The organism is Streptomyces sp. NPDC005728 (genome assembly GCF_040630895.1).
Taxonomy (GTDB): domain Bacteria; phylum Actinomycetota; class Actinomycetes; order Streptomycetales; family Streptomycetaceae; genus Streptomyces.
Genome location: NZ_JBEXYL010000002.1, coordinates 257731 through 273211, shown reverse-complemented (window position 1 = coordinate 273211; position 15481 = coordinate 257731). Strand labels below are relative to the sequence as shown.

General features: G+C 73.5%; 15 protein-coding genes. 3 read left to right on the top strand and 12 right to left on the bottom strand.

From position 1 onward, the window contains the following. From ABZ471_RS02990 to rimP, 10 genes are all read right to left on the bottom strand, one after another. Positions 1-212 (bottom strand): hypothetical protein (locus ABZ471_RS02990; RefSeq protein WP_359061726.1); only part of this gene is annotated, 212 nt, incomplete at its 3' end. Positions 213-466: 254 nt separating this feature from the next. After that, positions 467-1414 (bottom strand): bifunctional riboflavin kinase/FAD synthetase, encoded by a 948-nt coding sequence (locus tag ABZ471_RS02985; RefSeq protein WP_359061724.1) that lies wholly within the window; start codon positions 1412-1414, stop codon positions 467-469. Positions 1415-1588: 174 nt separating this feature from the next. Then, complete coding sequence (locus ABZ471_RS02980; RefSeq protein ID WP_359061722.1) at positions 1589-5125, bottom strand: trypsin-like peptidase domain-containing protein; 3537 nt, start codon at positions 5123-5125, stop codon at positions 1589-1591. 270 nt (positions 5126-5395) lie between these two features. Continuing rightward, the gene (truB, locus tag ABZ471_RS02975) at positions 5396-6301 is read right to left on the bottom strand and encodes a tRNA pseudouridine(55) synthase TruB (RefSeq protein WP_359061720.1); all 906 of its coding nucleotides are present in this window, start codon (positions 6299-6301) and stop codon (positions 5396-5398) included. Continuing rightward, positions 6298-6768, bottom strand: a complete 471-nt coding sequence (rbfA, locus tag ABZ471_RS02970) for a 30S ribosome-binding factor RbfA (RefSeq protein ID WP_359061718.1) — start codon at positions 6766-6768, stop codon at positions 6298-6300. The genes truB and rbfA overlap by 4 nt, the downstream gene beginning before the upstream one ends. 40 nt (positions 6769-6808) lie before the next feature. Further along, entirely contained in the window at positions 6809-7102 is a 294-nt protein-coding gene (locus tag ABZ471_RS02965; protein WP_359061716.1) for a DUF503 domain-containing protein, read from the bottom strand. A gap of 207 nt (positions 7103-7309) precedes the next feature. Then, the gene (gene infB / locus ABZ471_RS02960) at positions 7310-10399 is read right to left on the bottom strand and encodes a translation initiation factor IF-2 (protein WP_359061714.1); all 3090 of its coding nucleotides are present in this window, start codon (positions 10397-10399) and stop codon (positions 7310-7312) included. 166 nt (positions 10400-10565) lie between these two features. Then, on the bottom strand, positions 10566-10847 hold the full coding sequence (locus tag ABZ471_RS02955) for a YlxR family protein (RefSeq protein ID WP_359061712.1): 282 nt from the start codon (positions 10845-10847) through the stop codon (positions 10566-10568). A 101-nt stretch (positions 10848-10948) separates the two neighbouring features. Then, on the bottom strand, positions 10949-11947 hold the full coding sequence (gene nusA / locus ABZ471_RS02950) for a transcription termination factor NusA (protein WP_359061710.1): 999 nt from the start codon (positions 11945-11947) through the stop codon (positions 10949-10951). 2 nt (positions 11948-11949) lie between these two features. After that, a complete protein-coding gene (gene rimP, locus ABZ471_RS02945; protein WP_359061708.1) occupies positions 11950-12459 on the bottom strand; it encodes a ribosome maturation factor RimP in 510 nt (169 codons plus the stop codon). A gap of 217 nt (positions 12460-12676) precedes the next feature. On the opposite strand from rimP, the gene ABZ471_RS02940 reads away from it, so the two are divergent. From ABZ471_RS02940 to ABZ471_RS02930, 3 genes are read left to right on the top strand one after another with little or no spacing between them, the layout of a single operon-like run. After that, entirely contained in the window at positions 12677-13198 is a 522-nt protein-coding gene (locus tag ABZ471_RS02940) for a hypothetical protein (RefSeq protein WP_359061707.1), read from the top strand. Beyond that, the gene (locus ABZ471_RS02935) at positions 13195-13680 is read left to right on the top strand and encodes a ferritin-like domain-containing protein (RefSeq protein ID WP_359061705.1); all 486 of its coding nucleotides are present in this window, start codon (positions 13195-13197) and stop codon (positions 13678-13680) included. The genes ABZ471_RS02940 and ABZ471_RS02935 overlap by 4 nt, the downstream gene beginning before the upstream one ends. Positions 13681-13730: 50 nt before the next feature. After that, positions 13731-14639 carry an aminoglycoside phosphotransferase family protein gene (locus ABZ471_RS02930; RefSeq protein ID WP_359061703.1) on the top strand — a complete coding sequence of 303 codons (909 nt, stop codon included), beginning with the start codon at positions 13731-13733 and terminating at the stop codon, positions 14637-14639. A gap of 81 nt (positions 14640-14720) precedes the next feature. Here ABZ471_RS02930 and ABZ471_RS02925 read toward each other — a convergent pair whose 3' ends face one another. Both ABZ471_RS02925 and ABZ471_RS02920 read right to left on the bottom strand, forming a co-directional pair. Further along, positions 14721-14921, bottom strand: a complete 201-nt coding sequence (locus ABZ471_RS02925; protein WP_359061701.1) for a ferredoxin — start codon at positions 14919-14921, stop codon at positions 14721-14723. A gap of 1 nt (position 14922) precedes the next feature. Further along, positions 14923-15462, bottom strand: coding sequence for an NADH-ubiquinone oxidoreductase-F iron-sulfur binding region domain-containing protein (locus ABZ471_RS02920; RefSeq protein ID WP_359061699.1), 540 nt, complete (start codon positions 15460-15462; stop codon positions 14923-14925). Positions 15463-15481 lie beyond the last annotated feature (19 nt).

The window sequence follows — 15481 nt, the reverse complement described above, 5'->3', positions numbered from 1 at the left end:
CGCAGGGCCAGCCGTACGCCCCGGACCAGCAACCGTACCCGCCCCAGCAGGGCCAGCCGTACGCCCCGGACCAGCAACCGTACCCGCCCCAGCAGGGCCAGCCGTACACCCCGGACCAGCAACCGTACCCGCCCCAGCAGGGCCAGCCGTACGCCCCGGACCAGCAACCGTACCCGCCCCAGCAGGGCCAGCCGTACGCCCCGGACCAGCAACCGTACCCGCCCCAGCAGGGGCAGGCGCCCTACCCGCAGGCCGCTCCCGGCCAGCCGTACCCGCAGCAGCCCGGCTACCCGCAGCCCGGGCAGCCCCAGGCCCAGCCTCCGCAGGCCCAGCCCCCGCAGGCTCCGCCGCCCCAGCAGTAGGGCGCTACGACGAAGGGCGGCCGGTGCTCACCGCACCGGCCGCCCTTGCACGTCGTAGCACGTCGTGGAGAAGCCTCTCTTACACGTCGTACCGAAGCGGAGACCTACGCCTCCGCCGCCACGATCTCCCGGCACCGCTTCACGTCCTCGGCCATCTGCTCCAGCAGGGCGTCCAGCGAGTCGAATTTCGCCTGGCCGCGCACATAGGCAAGGAAGTCGACGGCGACGTGCAGGCCGTACAGGTCGAGGCCGACGCGGTCGATGGCGTACGCCTCCACCGTGCGCTCGGTGCCGTCGAACTGCGGGTTCGTGCCGACGGAGATCGCGGCCGGCATGACCTCGCCCTGCGCGTGCAGATAGCCGGCGTACACGCCGTCGGCGGGGATCGCGGTGTGCGGGAGCGTCTCGACGTTGGCGGTGGGGAAGCCCAGCTCACGGCCGCGCTGGGCGCCGCGGACGACCACGCCTTCCACCCGGTGCGGGCGGCCCAGGATCTCGCGGGCGCCGGCCAGGTCGCCCTCGGCGACCAGACGCCGGGTCAGGGTCGAGGAGAACGGTTCGCCACCGCCCGCCGCACCGGTGACGTACAGGTCCACGATCTCCACCTCGAAGTCGTAGATCTTGCCCTGCTCGGCGAGGAAGTCCACGTTGCCGGCCGCCTTGTGGCCGAAACGGAAGTTCGGGCCCTCGACGACCGCCTTGGCGTGCAGCTTGTCGACCAGCACCTTGACGACGAACTCGGCGGGCGACAGCTTCGAGAACTCGGTGGTGAAGGGGAGGATGAGGCACGCGTCGACGCCCAGCTCCGCCATCAGCTCGGCGCGGCGGTGGTGCGGGGCGAGCAGGGGCGGGTGGCTGCCGGGGCGGACGACCTCGCTGGGGTGCGGGTCGAAGGTGACGACGACGGCCGGGACGCCCAGCTCGCGGGCGCGGTCGACGGCGTGCTTGATGATCAGCTGGTGGCCGCGGTGGACGCCGTCGTAGGAACCGATGGTGACGACGCTGCGCCCCCAGTCCTGGGGGATGTCCTCCAAGCCACGCCAGCGCTGCACTGTGACCGCTCCTCGAACCCGTGTCCGTGTCTACCGTTTGACCTCTTGTGCAGGTCTAAGGGTGCCATGCCGGGTGCCCGTGGCCCGCATCGGCATGGGGGCTGTGACCGGGCGCACGTTCGCGGGTGAGGCTGTCACCGGGCGCACGTTCGCGGCAGGCGGGGCGCGGGCGGCTCAGGCCGGGACGCGTACCCCCGCCAGGTTCTCGATCATGCGGCGGGCGCTGGGCCCCACCACTGCCACCCAGTCCTGCGGAGTCTCGCCGAGCCAGCGGGCCACCCGCGCGGCGAAGCCCGGCACGTGCCGGGACAGGACGACCAGGCCCCAGTCGAAGCGGGTGGCGCCGTCGGGCGTGCGGACGAGGAGGAGGCCGGTGCGGTGGACCAGCGCGCGCAGCTCCGCGTCCCGGCCGTCGCCGTGCGGGGCCGCCGCGTGCAGGACGGCGTCCAGGACGTCCGGGTCGTGCTCGTGGGTGAGCAGGAAGTCCAGCAGCTCGCGGCGCAGCGGGCGGGAGGCCGGGGTGCCGGGGGTGGCGAGGACGGTGGCGAGGGCTGCCCGGACTCTTTCGGGTCCGCCGTCGAGCAGGCCGGTGACCAGGGGCAGCAGGACGGAGCGGGCGGCGGGGCCCTGGTCGAGGCAGCGGTCGACGTACCCGGCCACCTGCCCGGCCGTCTCCGGGCGCAGTCCCACCGCCTCGCGGACGAGGACGGCGACCCGGCGGGTCAGGTCCGGGATGGTGACGTCGGCGAGCGCGCGGAGCGTCTCCGCGGGGTCCGGGCCGCCCCGCAGCCGGGCGCGGAAGGCCTCCAGGGCGGGTTCGGTGTGCGTGGTCAGGGCCGGGACCAGGGCGCCGGGCGGGACCTGCGGGTCGCCGTCGGCGAACTGGCGCAGGGCCTCGGCGAGATACCGGTCGCGGGTGTGCGGGTCGCGGACCAGGAGGGCGAGGGCGCCGCCGTGCAGCCTGCAGTCGGCGGGGCGGGCGAGCAGGGCGAGGGCGGCGTAGCGCAGCAGTTCGCGGTCGGCCGCCGAACGGACGTGGGGGGCCGCGCGCAGCGCGTGTGTCACCGCCGCCACCCGGCGGGCGGGTCGCTCGTCGTGCGCCCAGCGGTCGACGGCCCGGCACACGGCCGAGGGCTCGTCCTCGGCGAGGACGGCGAGCAGTTCGTCGGACTTGGGGTGCGCGCTCTCCACGAGCACCTCGGTGAGGTCGTCCAGGGCCCCGTGCCGGTGCGTGTGCAGCAGCGCCTGCGCGGCGGTCGCCACGGTGGCGTGCGGGGTCGCGGGCAGCGGCCGCTCGTCGTCGAACCAGCGGGTGAGATGCGGCTGTACGGCACCGGGCTCGGCGGCGAGCAGCCGGGCCACGGTGTCCAGATAGCGCTCGCCCGCAGCCACGCACCCCGGCCCCGAAGGTGCCCCGTCCGCCAGGACCAGCTCCCGCAGCAGGGCGAACCGTCCGGTGGCCGGCAGGGGCAGGGCGGTCCAGAAGGCGGGGCCGAACTCGGGCGGTACGGGCCGCCCGCCGAGGCGCCAGGCGACGATGCGGTCGGCGAGGAGGCGGAGCACCTCGGCGTACGGCGTCGCGTCCGGGACCTGGAGAAGCGTGCGGGCCAGCAGCCGGGCTGCCCACCAGGAGGTGGGGTCCACGTCCAGGGCGTCCGTCAACTCCTCCAAATGAGCGCAGAGTTGGTGCGGTCCTTGCTGACGGGCGAGGAGGAGCAGGGCCTGGACGACCGGGCCGACGCGGTGGTGCGGGACGGGGAGCGGGTGGGCTCCCTCGGGGGTGCGGGGGCGGTGGACCAGGGCGTGCAGGGCCTCGTCCAGGTCGAGGTGCATGCCCTGGATCCAGTCGGCCAGCTCCTCGTCGGCGAAGCGGTAGCCGCCGCCGGCCGGGACCAGGAGGCCCTCGGTGAGGACGGCGGAGGCCCAGCCGGAGCCGGCGCCGAGCGGGGCCGGGGCAGGTCCCCAGGGGAACACGGCCTCGAAGGAGGCACGGTCGAGCCCGCCCTGGCCGGGGCCGAGGCTGCGCCGGGCGGCCTCGTGCACCTGCCCCGCGACCCGGGCCGCGAGCCGCCGCACGGCCGTACCGCGCAGCCCGTTCTCCGCGGCGAGGCGGACCGCGATGCGCAGGCACATCAGGTCGAGGTGGGCGGCGAAGACCTCGTGCCGGTCGACGGGCCCGGCGGGCGGGGCGTCCGGGAGGGCGGCGCGGACCTCGGAGAGCAGGCGCAGGGTGAGCGGGTGCCGGGCGTCGCGGTCGGTGAGGGCACCGTCGGGGATGCCGTACCCGGCGCGAGCGTGGCAGGCCTCCTCCTCGGTGAGATCGGCGATCCGGACGCACGGCGGGAGGTCGGCTCCGCCGCCCGCGGGCACCGGACGCAGGTCCGCCGGGAAGCCGGCGCCGGCCCGCTCCCAGTACTCCTCCCGGCAGGCCACCAGCAGTCGCGCCCCGGTCTCCCGCAGCCACCCGGCCGTCCCCCTGGTCCACTCGGGCAGCCGGTGGGCGAGGACGGGCGGCATCTCCTCGGGGCCGTCGAGCAGGAGCAGCAGCGGGCGCCCGGCCTGCGCGGCGAGCCGGGCCACGCGGTCCGGTGTGACGTCGCCGAGGTCGACGGGTTGCAGCGAGCGGGAGGCGGCGACGATCCGGGCGGCCCGCTGCAGGGCGCGGCGGGCCGCGTCGGCCAGGGAGTCGTCGGTGTCCCTCAGGTCGGCTCCGCGCAGCCACAGCGTGGGCGCGGGCCGCTCGGTCCGGCCCCGGCGGGCGGCGAGGGCCGCGAGTTCCGTCGTACGACCGCTGCCCGGGGCGCCGACGAGGCCGAGCACGGCGCGGTCGCCGTCGGTGAAGGCGGCCAACTCCCCCATCACGTCGGCGCGTTCGACCGGCGGCACCGGACCGGGACCGGCGGCGCCGAGGTACCCGGCGAGGGCGCCCGGCGGGCCGTCCTGGCCCACCGAGGTGGCGGTCAGCTCCAGCACGCCGGCCAGGTTGAGGTCGGCGCCGTAGGCGGGCACGGTGGCCGCGTTGCGGGCGAGCAGCTCGGCCAGCGGGCCGCCGGCCGGCCTGAGCGGCACCGCGAAGCCGGCGTCGCGCTGGTCGGCGTGCAGGGCGGTGGCGAGGACACCGAGGACCGCGCCGGTGTCGGCGTCCAGGACCGGTCCTCCCGAGGCGCCGCCGCCGAGCCGGAGGGCGTCGCGGCCCGCCGTGCCGATGGCCAGCTCCAGGACGTCCTCCAGGAGGTGGAAGCGGTCGGTGGCCGTGTACGTCGCCCGGGTGGCGGCCAGCACCCGTGCCTCGCGCCAGCAGCCCGCGGCGACCCGGACGTATGTACCGGCCGCGACGCGTTCCCGGACCGTCAAGGGGAGGGGATCCACGCCCAGGCCCTCGGTGCGGATCAGGGCGAGGTCGAGCGCGGGCAGGGGGATGACGGCGTCGGCGCCGACCACGCAGGTGCGGTCCCGGGCGGTCTGCAGGACCAGCCGGCCGAGTCCGTCGACGGCCTCGTGGCTGGTGAGGAGGGTGCCGTGGTGGTCGGCCAGGAAGCCGACTCCGCGGGGGCGGCCGGCGAGGTCGCGGATGCGGACGAGGACGTCGTTGCGCGTCGGGTCGTCGGTACGGTCCGTGTCGGCTGTGTCCGCTGTGCCGTCCGTGCGGTGCCTGTCCCGGGCGTGGCCGAAGAATCCGGTACGGTTCGCCTCGTCGCCCCGTCCCGCCATGGCCGTACCTCCCCGCCCGTACACACGTGCCCTCCACCTCGACGGTAGGGGCGTGGTGATCAGCGGGACAGCTCGCGGGGCGAAAGCGCCCCCTTCCGCTCCCCCGCTTCACTCCGAGCGCCTGCCCGGTCGGGTGAATAGGCGGGTGCGGCTGGATAGACCCTAGGGGTGGGGGAACCGAGGGGGGACCGTGGAGCGGCGGCAGTGGCAGTACCCCGTGGCCGCCGCTCCACGGGCAGAAACCCGTAGGGGGCAGGTGGCTGATCCCGGTCAGCCGAAGACGGCCAGGCTCTTCGCCTTGCCCTTGTGCTCCTCGACCAGTGCGAGGAAGCGGCCCTGGGGGTCGAACACGGCGACGGGACCGGCGCCCGCGTACTCCTCGGGCATCTCCAGCCGGACTCCGTTCAGGAGCAGCCGGGCGCGCTTGGCGTCCACGTCCCAACGCCGGAACGCGGCCGAGGCGGCCTCGGCGATCGGCATCACGGTCAGCTCCTTCTGGAGCTGGTCCAGCGTCTTCGCGGAGTCCAGCTTGTACGGCCCCACGCGGGTGCGGCGCAGCGCGGTGAGATGACCGCCGACGCCCAGGTCGGCGCCGAGGTCGCGGGCCAGGGCGCGGATGTAGGTGCCGGAGGAGCAGACCACCGAGACCACCAGGTCGAGCACGGCGGTGCCGTCCTCGGCGACCGCGTCCCGGACGTCGTACACCGTGAAGGAGGAGACGGTCACGGGCCGGGCGGGAATCTCGAAGTCCTCGCCCTCGCGGGCCCGCTTGTACGACCGTACGCCGTCGATCTTGATGGCGCTGACCTTGGACGGGACCTGCATGATGGCGCCGGTCAGCTTGGCGATCCCGGCGTCCACGGCGTCCCGGGTCACCTTGGACGCGTCGGTGGAGGAGGTGATCTCCCCCTCGGCGTCGTCGGTGAGGGTGTTCTGGCCGAGCCGGACGGTGCCCAGGTACTCCTTCTCGGTGAGGGCGAGGTGCCCGAGGAGCTTGGTGGCGCGCTCCACACCGAGGACGAGGACGCCGGTGGCCATCGGGTCGAGGGTGCCGGCGTGGCCGACGCGGCGCGTGCGCGCGATGCCGCGCATCTTGGCGACCACGTCGTGCGAAGTGAAGCCCGACGGCTTGTCGACGATGACGAGGCCGTCGGGCGTGGTGTGCTTCTGGGTCATTCCGCGGCGTCGCCGTCCGTCTCGGCCGTCTCGGCCGCCTCGTCGTCGGCCGGCTTGCGGTACGGGTCCGCGCCGCCCGCGTACGCCGCGCCGGCGGAGGCCTCGCGGACCTTCGCGTCGGACTGCCGTGCCTTGTCGAGCAGGTCCTCGATGGTCCGGGCGGTGTCCGGGAGGGCGTCCGCGACGAAGGTGAGGGTCGGCGTGAACTTCACGCCTGCCGCACGGCCGACCTCGGAGCGCAGGATGCCCTTGGCGCTCTCCAGGCCGGCGGCCGCGGCCTGCCGCTCCTCGTCGTCCCCGTAGACCGTGTAGAAGACGGTCGCCTCCCGCAGGTCACCCGTGACCCGGGTGTCCGTGATGGTGACGTGCGTGCCGAGCCGCGGGTCCTTGATCCCGCGCTGCAGCTTCTGGGCCACCACCTCCCGGATGAGGTCCGCCAGCCTTTTCGCCCGCGCGTTGTCGGCCACTGGTCCGTCTCCCGTTCTTTCTTCTTCTTGCGTTCTGTGGTCAGTCGTCGTCGCCGTGGATGCGCCGTCGCACGGACAGCAGCTCCACTTCGGGGCGGCCGGCGACCAGCCGTTCGCACCGGTCCAGTACGTCGGTGAGGTGCGCTGCGTCTCCGGAGACCACGGCGAGGCCGATGATCGCCCGCCGGTGGAGATCCATGTGGTCCACCTCGGCCGCGCTCACGGCGTACTTCCGCTGGAGTTCGGCGACGATCGGGCGGACGACGGAGCGCTTCTCCTTCAGCGAGTGGACGTCGCCGAGGAGCAGGTCGAAGGACAGAGTCCCCACGTACATGTGTGTAGCCGGTTCACCCGCCGGTACGGGATCGATGGCCCCGGGTCCGTGTGGCCGGGGACATCAAGAACGGTACCCCGTTCCTGCCGGTGGCTCGACGGGGTTTTACCGCACTCCGAACTGCGATGCGCGCCCGGGGCGGAGCCCCGGAACGGCGTGCTGGCCGACAGGACCAGGGGTCCCGTCGGCCAGCACGAACCGTAGGTGTTACACCCGCGGCTTCTCTCGCATCTCGTACGTCGCGATGACGTCGTCGACCTTGATGTCGTTGAAGTTTCCGAGGTTGATACCACCCTCGTAGCCTTCGCGGATCTCGGTGACGTCGTCCTTGAAGCGACGCAGACCCTCGATGTTGAGGTTCTCCGCGATGACCTTGCCATCGCGGACGAGGCGCGCCTTGGTGTTGCGCTTGACCTCGCCGGAGCGGATGAGCACACCCGCGATGTTGCCCAGCTTGGACGACTTGAAGACCTCGCGGATCTCCGCCGTACCGAGCTCGACCTCCTCGTACTCCGGCTTGAGCATGCCCTTGAGGGCCGCCTCGATCTCCTCGATCGCCTGGTAGATGACCGAGTAGTACCGGACGTCCACGCCCTCGCGCTCGGCCATCTGCGCCGCGCGGCCTGCCGCGCGGACGTTGAAGCCGATCACGATGGCGTCGGAGCCCATCGCCAGGTCGATGTCCGACTCCGTGACCGCACCGACGCCGCGGTGCAGGACGCGGATGTCGACCTCTTCGCCGACGTCCAGCTGGAGCAGGGAGGACTCGAGCGCCTCGACGGAACCAGAAGCGTCACCCTTGATGATGAGGTTGAGCTGCTGGACCTCGCCGGCCTTGAGCACCTTGTCCAGGTCCTCGAGGGAGACGCGGCGCGTGCGCTTGGCGAACGCGGCGTTGCGCTCACGGGCGGCGCGCTTCTCGGCGATCTGACGGGCCGTACGGTCCTCGTCGACCACCAGGAAGTTGTCGCCCGCACCCGGGACGTTGGTCAGGCCCAGGACCTGGACCGGCGTCGACGGGCCGGCCTCGGCGACGTTGTTGCCGTTGTCGTCGAGCATGGCGCGGACGCGACCGTAGGCGTCGCCCACGACCATCGTGTCGCCGACCCGCAGGGTGCCTCGCTGGACGAGGACCGTCGAGACGGCACCGCGGCCGCGGTCGAGGCGGGACTCGATCGAGATGCCCTGCGCGTCCTGGTTCGGGTTGGCCCGCAGGTCGAGCGAGGCGTCCGCGGTGAGGACCACGGCCTCCAGCAGGGAGTCGATGTGCAGACCCTGCTTGGCGGAGATGTCGACGAACATGGTGTCGCCGCCGTACTCCTCGGCCACCAGCCCGTACTCGGTGAGCTGACCGCGCACCTTGGTCGGGTCGGCGCCCTCGACGTCGATCTTGTTGACCGCGACGACGATCGGGACGTCGGCCGCCTTGGCGTGGTTGAGCGCCTCGACCGTCTGCGGCATGACGCCGTCGTTGGCCGCGACGACCAGGATCGCGATGTCCGTCGACCGGGCACCACGGGCACGCATGGCGGTGAACGCCTCGTGACCCGGGGTGTCGATGAAGGTGATCGCGCGGTCCTCGTCGTTGACCTGGGTCGAGACCTGGTAGGCACCGATGTGCTGGGTGATGCCGCCGGCCTCGCCCGCGATGACATTCGTCTTGCGGATGGCGTCGAGCAGTCGGGTCTTACCGTGGTCGACGTGACCCATGACGGTGACGACCGGCGGACGGACCACGAGGTCCTCCTCGCCGCCCTCGTCCTCGCCGAACTCGATGTCGAAGGACTCGAGCAGCTCGCGGTCCTCCTCCTCGGGGCTGACGATCTGAACCGTGTAGTTCATCTCGCCCGCGAGGAGCTGCAGCGTCTCGTCGGAGACGGACTGCGTGGCCGTGACCATCTCGCCGAGGTTCATCATGACCGCGACGAGCGACGCCGGGTTGGCGTTGATCTTCTCCGCGAAGTCGGTGAGGGACGCACCGCGCGACAGGCGAATGGACTCGCCGTTGCCGCGAGGCAGCATCACGCCGCCGACCGACGGGGCCTGCATGGCCTCGTACTCCTGGCGCCTCTGCCGCTTCGACTTGCGACCGCGACGCGCGGGACCGCCGGGACGACCGAAGGCGCCCTGCGTGCCACCACGGCCACCGGGACCGCCGGGACGGCCGCCGAAGCCGGGACGGCCACCGCCGCCACCGCCGGGACCGCCGCCGAAGCCGCCGCCACCGCCACCGGGACCGCCGGGACGACCGGCGAAGCCGCCGCCACCGCCCGGACGGGCGCCACCGCCACCGGGACCGCCGGGACGACCGGCGAAGCCGCCGCCACCGGGACGACCGGCGCCGCCGGGACGACCCGCACCGCCGGGACCACGACCGCCACCGCCGGGGCCGGGACGCGGGCCGGCAGCGGGACGCTGCGGCATCATGCCGGGGTTCGGGCGCGGACCGGCCGGGCCGGGACGCGGGCCGCCCTGCGGGCGGGGCATACCGGACGGCGACGGACGCGAACCGCCCGGAGCCTGCGGACGAGGACCGCCGCCCTGAGCACCGCCGGGCCCCTGCGGACGAGGACCGGCACCGGGGGCACCGGGGCCGCCGGGACGGGGGCCGCCCTGCGGGCGGGGCGCCTGCGGGCGGGCCATGCCGGTGGAGCCACCGGAGGTGAAGGGGTTGTTACCCGGGCGCGGACCGGCCGGACGGGCACCGGGACGCTGACCTTGGCCACCGGGGCGCGGGGCGCCCTGGCCCGGACGGGCCTGGCCCTGACCGGAGGCGGCCGGACGGCCACCGGGCTTCGGCGCACCCGGACGGGCACCGCCGGGACGCGGACCCTGCGCGGCCGGAGCCTGCGGGGCCTGCGCGGCCGGAGCCTGCGCGGCCGGAGCGGCCGGCGGAGCGGTGAACTCCGGGGCGGCCGGAGCCGGACGCGGCGCGGGCTTCGGACCCGGACGCGGGCCCGGGGCAGGCGAGGACGCCGCCGGCGCGGACGCCGCCGGGGCCGAGGGGACCGACGGCGCAGCGGGCTGCGGAGCCGTCGGAGGCTTGGGGGCCGCCGGCTTCGGGGCAGCCGGACGGGCCGCCTGCGCCGGAGAAGGCGCGGCGGGCCTGGGGGCGGCCTTGCGGGGGGCGGGCTTGCCGCCGCCCTGGAAGGCGTCGGTCAGCTTGCGTACTACGGGCGCTTCGATCGTCGAAGACGCCGAACGGACGAATTCACCGAGTTCCTGGAGCTTGGCCATGACGACCTTGCTCTCGACACCGAACTCCTTGGCGAGTTCGTAGACCCGGACCTTAGCCACTTCGCTCCTCTGAGGTCCGGGTTGAAGCCGGACCGTCGCTAGTTCATGGGCGTACTCATCGCGTACTCATCGAGTGCTCATCGCAATCTCGACCTGCTTTCAACTCGCGAGGTACCAGGCCGCACGGAGGGGTCCGCGCGACATGCTTTCTTACCGTGTTGCCTGCTCAGCAACTGTCTGTCTGCTCGACGTACCGACGCAACGCCTTTATGTCGAGCGGCCCGGGGACGCGAAGCGCCCGAGGGAACGCCCGGCGGCGTACCGCCTGGTCGAGACAGACCGGGTCGGGGTGTACGTACGCACCCCGGCCGGGCAGCGTACCGCGAGGATCGGGAACGCACTGTTCCTGGTCCACCACGGTCCGCAGCAGATCGTCCTTGGCCGCTCGCTGCCTGCACCCCACACAGGTGCGCTCAGGGCATGCGCGGGCACGCGTCCGGCCAGACACTTCTAAGTCTACCTCCCCGCACCGACCTCACCCCTTTGGGGGAAAAGTCGAACAGTTGCTTGATGCAGGCTGACGTGATCTCAGCGACAGTCGGCCGAGATCTATTCCCCGGCGCGCTCCCCGGCCTGCTCGGTGTCCGGCCGGATGTCGATCCGCCAGCCGGTGAGCCGGGCCGCGAGCCGGGCGTTCTGCCCTTCCTTGCCGATCGCCAGCGACAGCTGGTAATCCGGCACGGTCACCCGGGCGGACCGGGAGGCCATGTCCACGACCTCCACCTTGCTCACCCGAGCGGGTGACAGCGCGTTCGCCACCATCTCGGCCGGGTCCTCCGACCAGTCGACGATGTCGATCTTCTCGCCGTTCAGTTCGCCCATCACGTTGCGCACCCGGCCGCCCATCGGGCCGATGCAGGCGCCCTTGGCGTTCAGGCCCGAACGGGTGGACCGGACGGCGATCTTGGTACGGTGACCGGCCTCACGGGCGATCGCCGCGATCTCCACCGACCCGTCGGCGATCTCCGGCACCTCCAGGGCGAAGAGCTTCTTCACCAGGTTGGGGTGCGTACGGGAGAGGGTCACGGACGGGCCGCGCACGCCCTTGGCCACCCGGACGACGTACGACCGCAGCCGCATGCCGTGCGGGTACGTCTCTCCGGGGACCTGCTCCTGCACCGGCAGGATGGCCTCCAGCTTGCCGATGTCCACGAGCACGTTCTTCGGGTCGCGGCCCTGCTGGACCACTCCGGTGACGATGTCGCCCTCGCGGCCGGCGTACTCGCCGAGCGTGGCGTCGTCCTCGGCATCGCGCAGCCGCTGCAGGATCACCTGCTTGGCGGTGGTCGCGGCGATCCGGCCGAAGCCGGAGGGGGTGTCGTCGAACTCCCGGGGCTCCTGGCCCTCTTCGAGGTCCTCCGGGTCCTCCTTCGCCCACACGGTCACGTGTCCGGTCTCCCGGTTGAGCTCCACGCGCGCGTGCCGGCGGCTTCCCTCGGTGCGGTGGTACGCGATGAGGAGGGCCGACTCGATCGCCTCGACCAGCAGGTCGAAGGAGATCTCCTTCTCCCGAACCAAGCCCCGCAGGGCGCTCATGTCGATGTCCACGGCTACGCCTCCTCCTCTTCCTTCATGTCCTTCTTGTCCTTGCGGTTGAACTCGACCTGCACACGCGCCTTGGCGATCTCCGGGAAGCCGAGCCGGCGGGCGGTCGCCTTGCGGCCCTTCACGCCGGGCACCTCGACGTCGATGCCCTCGTCGTCGACCGTCATGATCCGCGCGACCAGCTCGCCGCCGTCGGCCAGCTGGAACTTCACCAGCCGGTCCACGGCGCGCACATAATGCCGGTGCTCGGTGAGGGGGCGCTCCGCGCCGGGGGTCCCGACCTCCAGGTCGTAGGCGTCGTCACCCATCGCGTTGGTCTCGTCGAGCTTCACCGAGAGCGCGCGGCTCACATCGGCGATCCGGTCCAGGTCCGCTCCGGTGTCGGAGTCGACGACCACGCGCAGCACCCGCTTGCGTCCGACCGAGTCCACAGCGATCTCTTCGAGATCCAGCCCCTGGGAGGTGACGAGCGGTTCGAGCAGCTCTCGCAGCCTCTCGCTCTGGGTGGTGCTCATCCGGGTGACTCCTCGGCCGCGTGTGCTGTTGTGGGATGGGTCGCGTGTCTGGTCAAAGGGTATCCGGTCGCGGGGAGTGTTGCCGTCCACCTGTGTACGCGCGGTGCCGGTGAGTGGTACGCACGGGGTGCGCGGGTACGGTGATCACGGGCGTGCCGCCCGCCCGCTGTCCTTCCTGTGTTGTTCCTTTCGTACGAGTGCCCCGAGGACGTCTGCAGTGCCGTACCCTCCGTCGCCGCGTATCCCCTCGGGGCCGCGCAGAAGAACCCTCCTCGCCTCGGCCGCCGGGGCCGCCCTGCTGGTGGGCTGTTCGGCCGATCCGGACTCCGGCGAAGGCGGCGGCACCCCCTCGGTGACCGCCCGGGCACGCGCGCGTGCGGCCGGGGACAGTGCGGGGCTCCTGGAGCGTTACGACGCCGTGCTCGCCGTCCATCCGGCACTCGCGGAGCGGCTGCGGCCGCTGCGGGCACAGGTGGCGGCGCACGCGGAGGCGTTCGGCGGCACCGAGGCCGCCAACTCCCCCTCCCCGACGGCCTCCACGGCCGCCACGGCGTCCCCGCCGGCCGTGCCCGCCGCCGAGAAGGACGCCCTCGCCGATCTCGCCGCCGCCGAGCGCGGCCTCGCCGACCGGCGGGCCAAGGCCCTGCTGGACGTGCCCGGGGAACTGGCCCGGCTGATGGCGGCGGTGGCGGCGGCCGGGGCGGCACACGCGTACCTGCTGACCGAGGGGGCCAAGTGAGCGACGAGGCACAGAAGGCCGAGCTGACGGCGCTGCAGGCGGCACTGGCGGCCGAGCACGCGGCGGTGTACGGGTACGGCGTCGTCGGCGGACGGATCGACGAGCGGCGGCGGACCGATGCGCGGGCGGCGTACGACGCGCACCGGGCCCGCCGGGACGCGCTGGTGCGCGAAGTGCGCGACCTGGGTGGCGCGCCGGTGGCCGCGAGCGCCGCGTACGCGCTGCCGTTCCCGGTGGCGGACGCGGCCTCGGCGGTGCGGCTGGCCGCGCAGTTGGAGGAGCGGGTGGCCGGGGTGTATTCGGACCTGGTGCGGGCGGCGGCCGGTGAGCGGCGCGGCACGGCGGCCGGGGCGCTGCGCGAGGCAGCGGTCCGGGCGGTGCGCTGGAGCGGGGAGAGCGTAGCCTTCCCTGGGCTCGCCGAGCGGGCCGGTGACGAAGCAGGTGCGGCCGGACCCACTACCTCGGCGTCGCCGACGACGTGACCGCGTAGCCGCCCGTACGGCCGGCCCAGGAGGAAGGGAACAACGCGCGCATGGCTTTCGAACCGCCCCAGCGGCTGGTGCGGGCGCTCGGTGAGACGGCACCCGCCGGGGACGACTGGCTGGCGCGGCTGCCCGGGACGGCCTTGCGGGCGGTCGCCCGGCGCGAGTTGACCGCGGAGCGGGTCCAGGTGCCCGGCGGGCGCAGCAGTCTGGTGGTGCTGGTCCGGCGCGCGGACGGCACCCCGGCGGTCCTGAAGCTGGCCCCGGCGCGGGCCCGCCCCGAGAGCGAGCGGGCGGCGCTGGCGCACTGGGCCGGACTGGGCGCCGTACAGCTGCTGGAAGCGGACGCCGAGGATGCCGCCGAGGGGGTGCTGCTGCTGGAGCGGCTGCATCCGGACGTGTCGGTGCGGTCGCTGCCGGAGGCGAAGGCGCTGCTGGAGGCCGCAGGGACGCTGCGGCGGCTGTGGGTCGAGCCGCCGGGTGACCAGGTGTTCGAGACGGTGGCCGAGCGGACCGGGCGGCAGGCGGAGGCGATGCGGGCGGGTGCTCTGGCCGAGCCGGAGGCGGCGCCGTTGGTGGATGCGGCGCTTGCGGCGCGCGAGGAGTTGCTGGCTGCGCCGCCTGAACAGCGGTTGCTGCACGGGACGTTTCGGCAGAGCAAGGTGCTGGGCGCAGAGCGGATGCCGTGGCTGGCCGTGGGGCCGGATCCGGTGGTCGGTGAGTGTGCGTTCGATCTGGCACGGTTGGTGCGGGACCGGGTGGAGGATCTGATCGCCACGCCGTCGGGGGCGGCGACGACTCGGCGGCGGATCAAGCGGCTTGCGGAGTCGCTGGACGTGGATCTGGAGCGGCTGCGGGGGTGGACGTTGTTCCGGGCTGTGGAGTCGGGGGTTCGGGCGCGGCGGGTGGGGCGGCCGAAGGATGCGGAGCTGTTGTTGGAGTTTGCGGGGTGGCTTTAGGCCGTGTCCGGCTGCGGGTCATTCGTGGCTGGTCGCGCCCACGCGGCGGAGCCGCATACCGATACGGTCCCGCGCCTCATTTCAGCTGGGCCGTAGTTTCAGAGCGAGCGTCGGACAGTCTGCCGCCGCTCTGCGGGCCCTTTTCACCGCGCGGGCCGGTAGTGGGTCGCCGTCGACCAGCGGGTAGCCCCACTCGTCCGAGGTGATGTGCTCGGGGAGCAGTTCGACGCACAGGCCGTGGCCCTGACAGGTGGTCCAGTCGATGCGGATGCGGTCGGCCATGTCAGGGCGTCTCCTCCGGTACGGGCAGCAGGGGTGTGGGGTCGGTCGTGGTGCACAACCCCTGTGCGTGGGCGTCGAGTTCGGTGGCGAACGTGGTCAGCGCGCTGCGAGCCAGGCGTACGGTGCCGTCGGGGTGGTGGCAGGCGCGGCGGCCTTCCGCCAGGCCGGCCCAGCGGGCGACGTTGTGCCGTGCGGTGCCCTGGGGGCCGGGCGCGGCCAGGGTGCGGAACGCGGCGGCGATCCGGGGCAGACCGTTGAGGCAGGGGCCGCACTGGCCGGCCGACTGGAGGGCCAGGTATCGCAGGACGCGGGCGGTCTCGGTGAGACCGCAGCGGTCGGCGGGCAGTACGGCCAGCACTCCGGTGCCCGTGGTGCCCCTGGTGCCCCTGGTGCCCGAGGTTCCCGAGGTTCCCGTGGTGAGCGTGAGTCGGGCGGCCCGGGCGGCCGGAATCCAGGTGCCGTGATAGCCGCCGACGAGGACGGCCGCCGTGCCGTCCAGGGGCAGCAGCCGGCCCAGCGGCATCCCGAACGGGGCCTCCACGACCCGGACTTCACGTCGC

What these genes read in the sequence shown, in the direction of transcription:
- truB (WP_359061720.1), bottom strand. Translation starts at nt 6,301, where the DNA reads ATGACCCAGAAGCACACCACGCCCGACGGCCTCGTCATCGTCGACAAG.
- ABZ471_RS02965 (WP_359061716.1), bottom strand. Translation starts at nt 7,102, where the DNA reads ATGTACGTGGGGACTCTGTCCTTCGACCTGCTCCTCGGCGACGTCCAC.
- ABZ471_RS02980 (WP_359061722.1), bottom strand. Translation starts at nt 5,125, where the DNA reads ATGGCGGGACGGGGCGACGAGGCGAACCGTACCGGATTCTTCGGCCAC.
- rimP (WP_359061708.1), bottom strand. Translation starts at nt 12,459, where the DNA reads ATGAGCACCACCCAGAGCGAGAGGCTGCGAGAGCTGCTCGAACCGCTC.
- ABZ471_RS02930 (WP_359061703.1), top strand. Translation starts at nt 13,731, where the DNA reads ATGGCTTTCGAACCGCCCCAGCGGCTGGTGCGGGCGCTCGGTGAGACG.
- ABZ471_RS02925 (WP_359061701.1), bottom strand. Translation starts at nt 14,921, where the DNA reads ATGGCCGACCGCATCCGCATCGACTGGACCACCTGTCAGGGCCACGGC.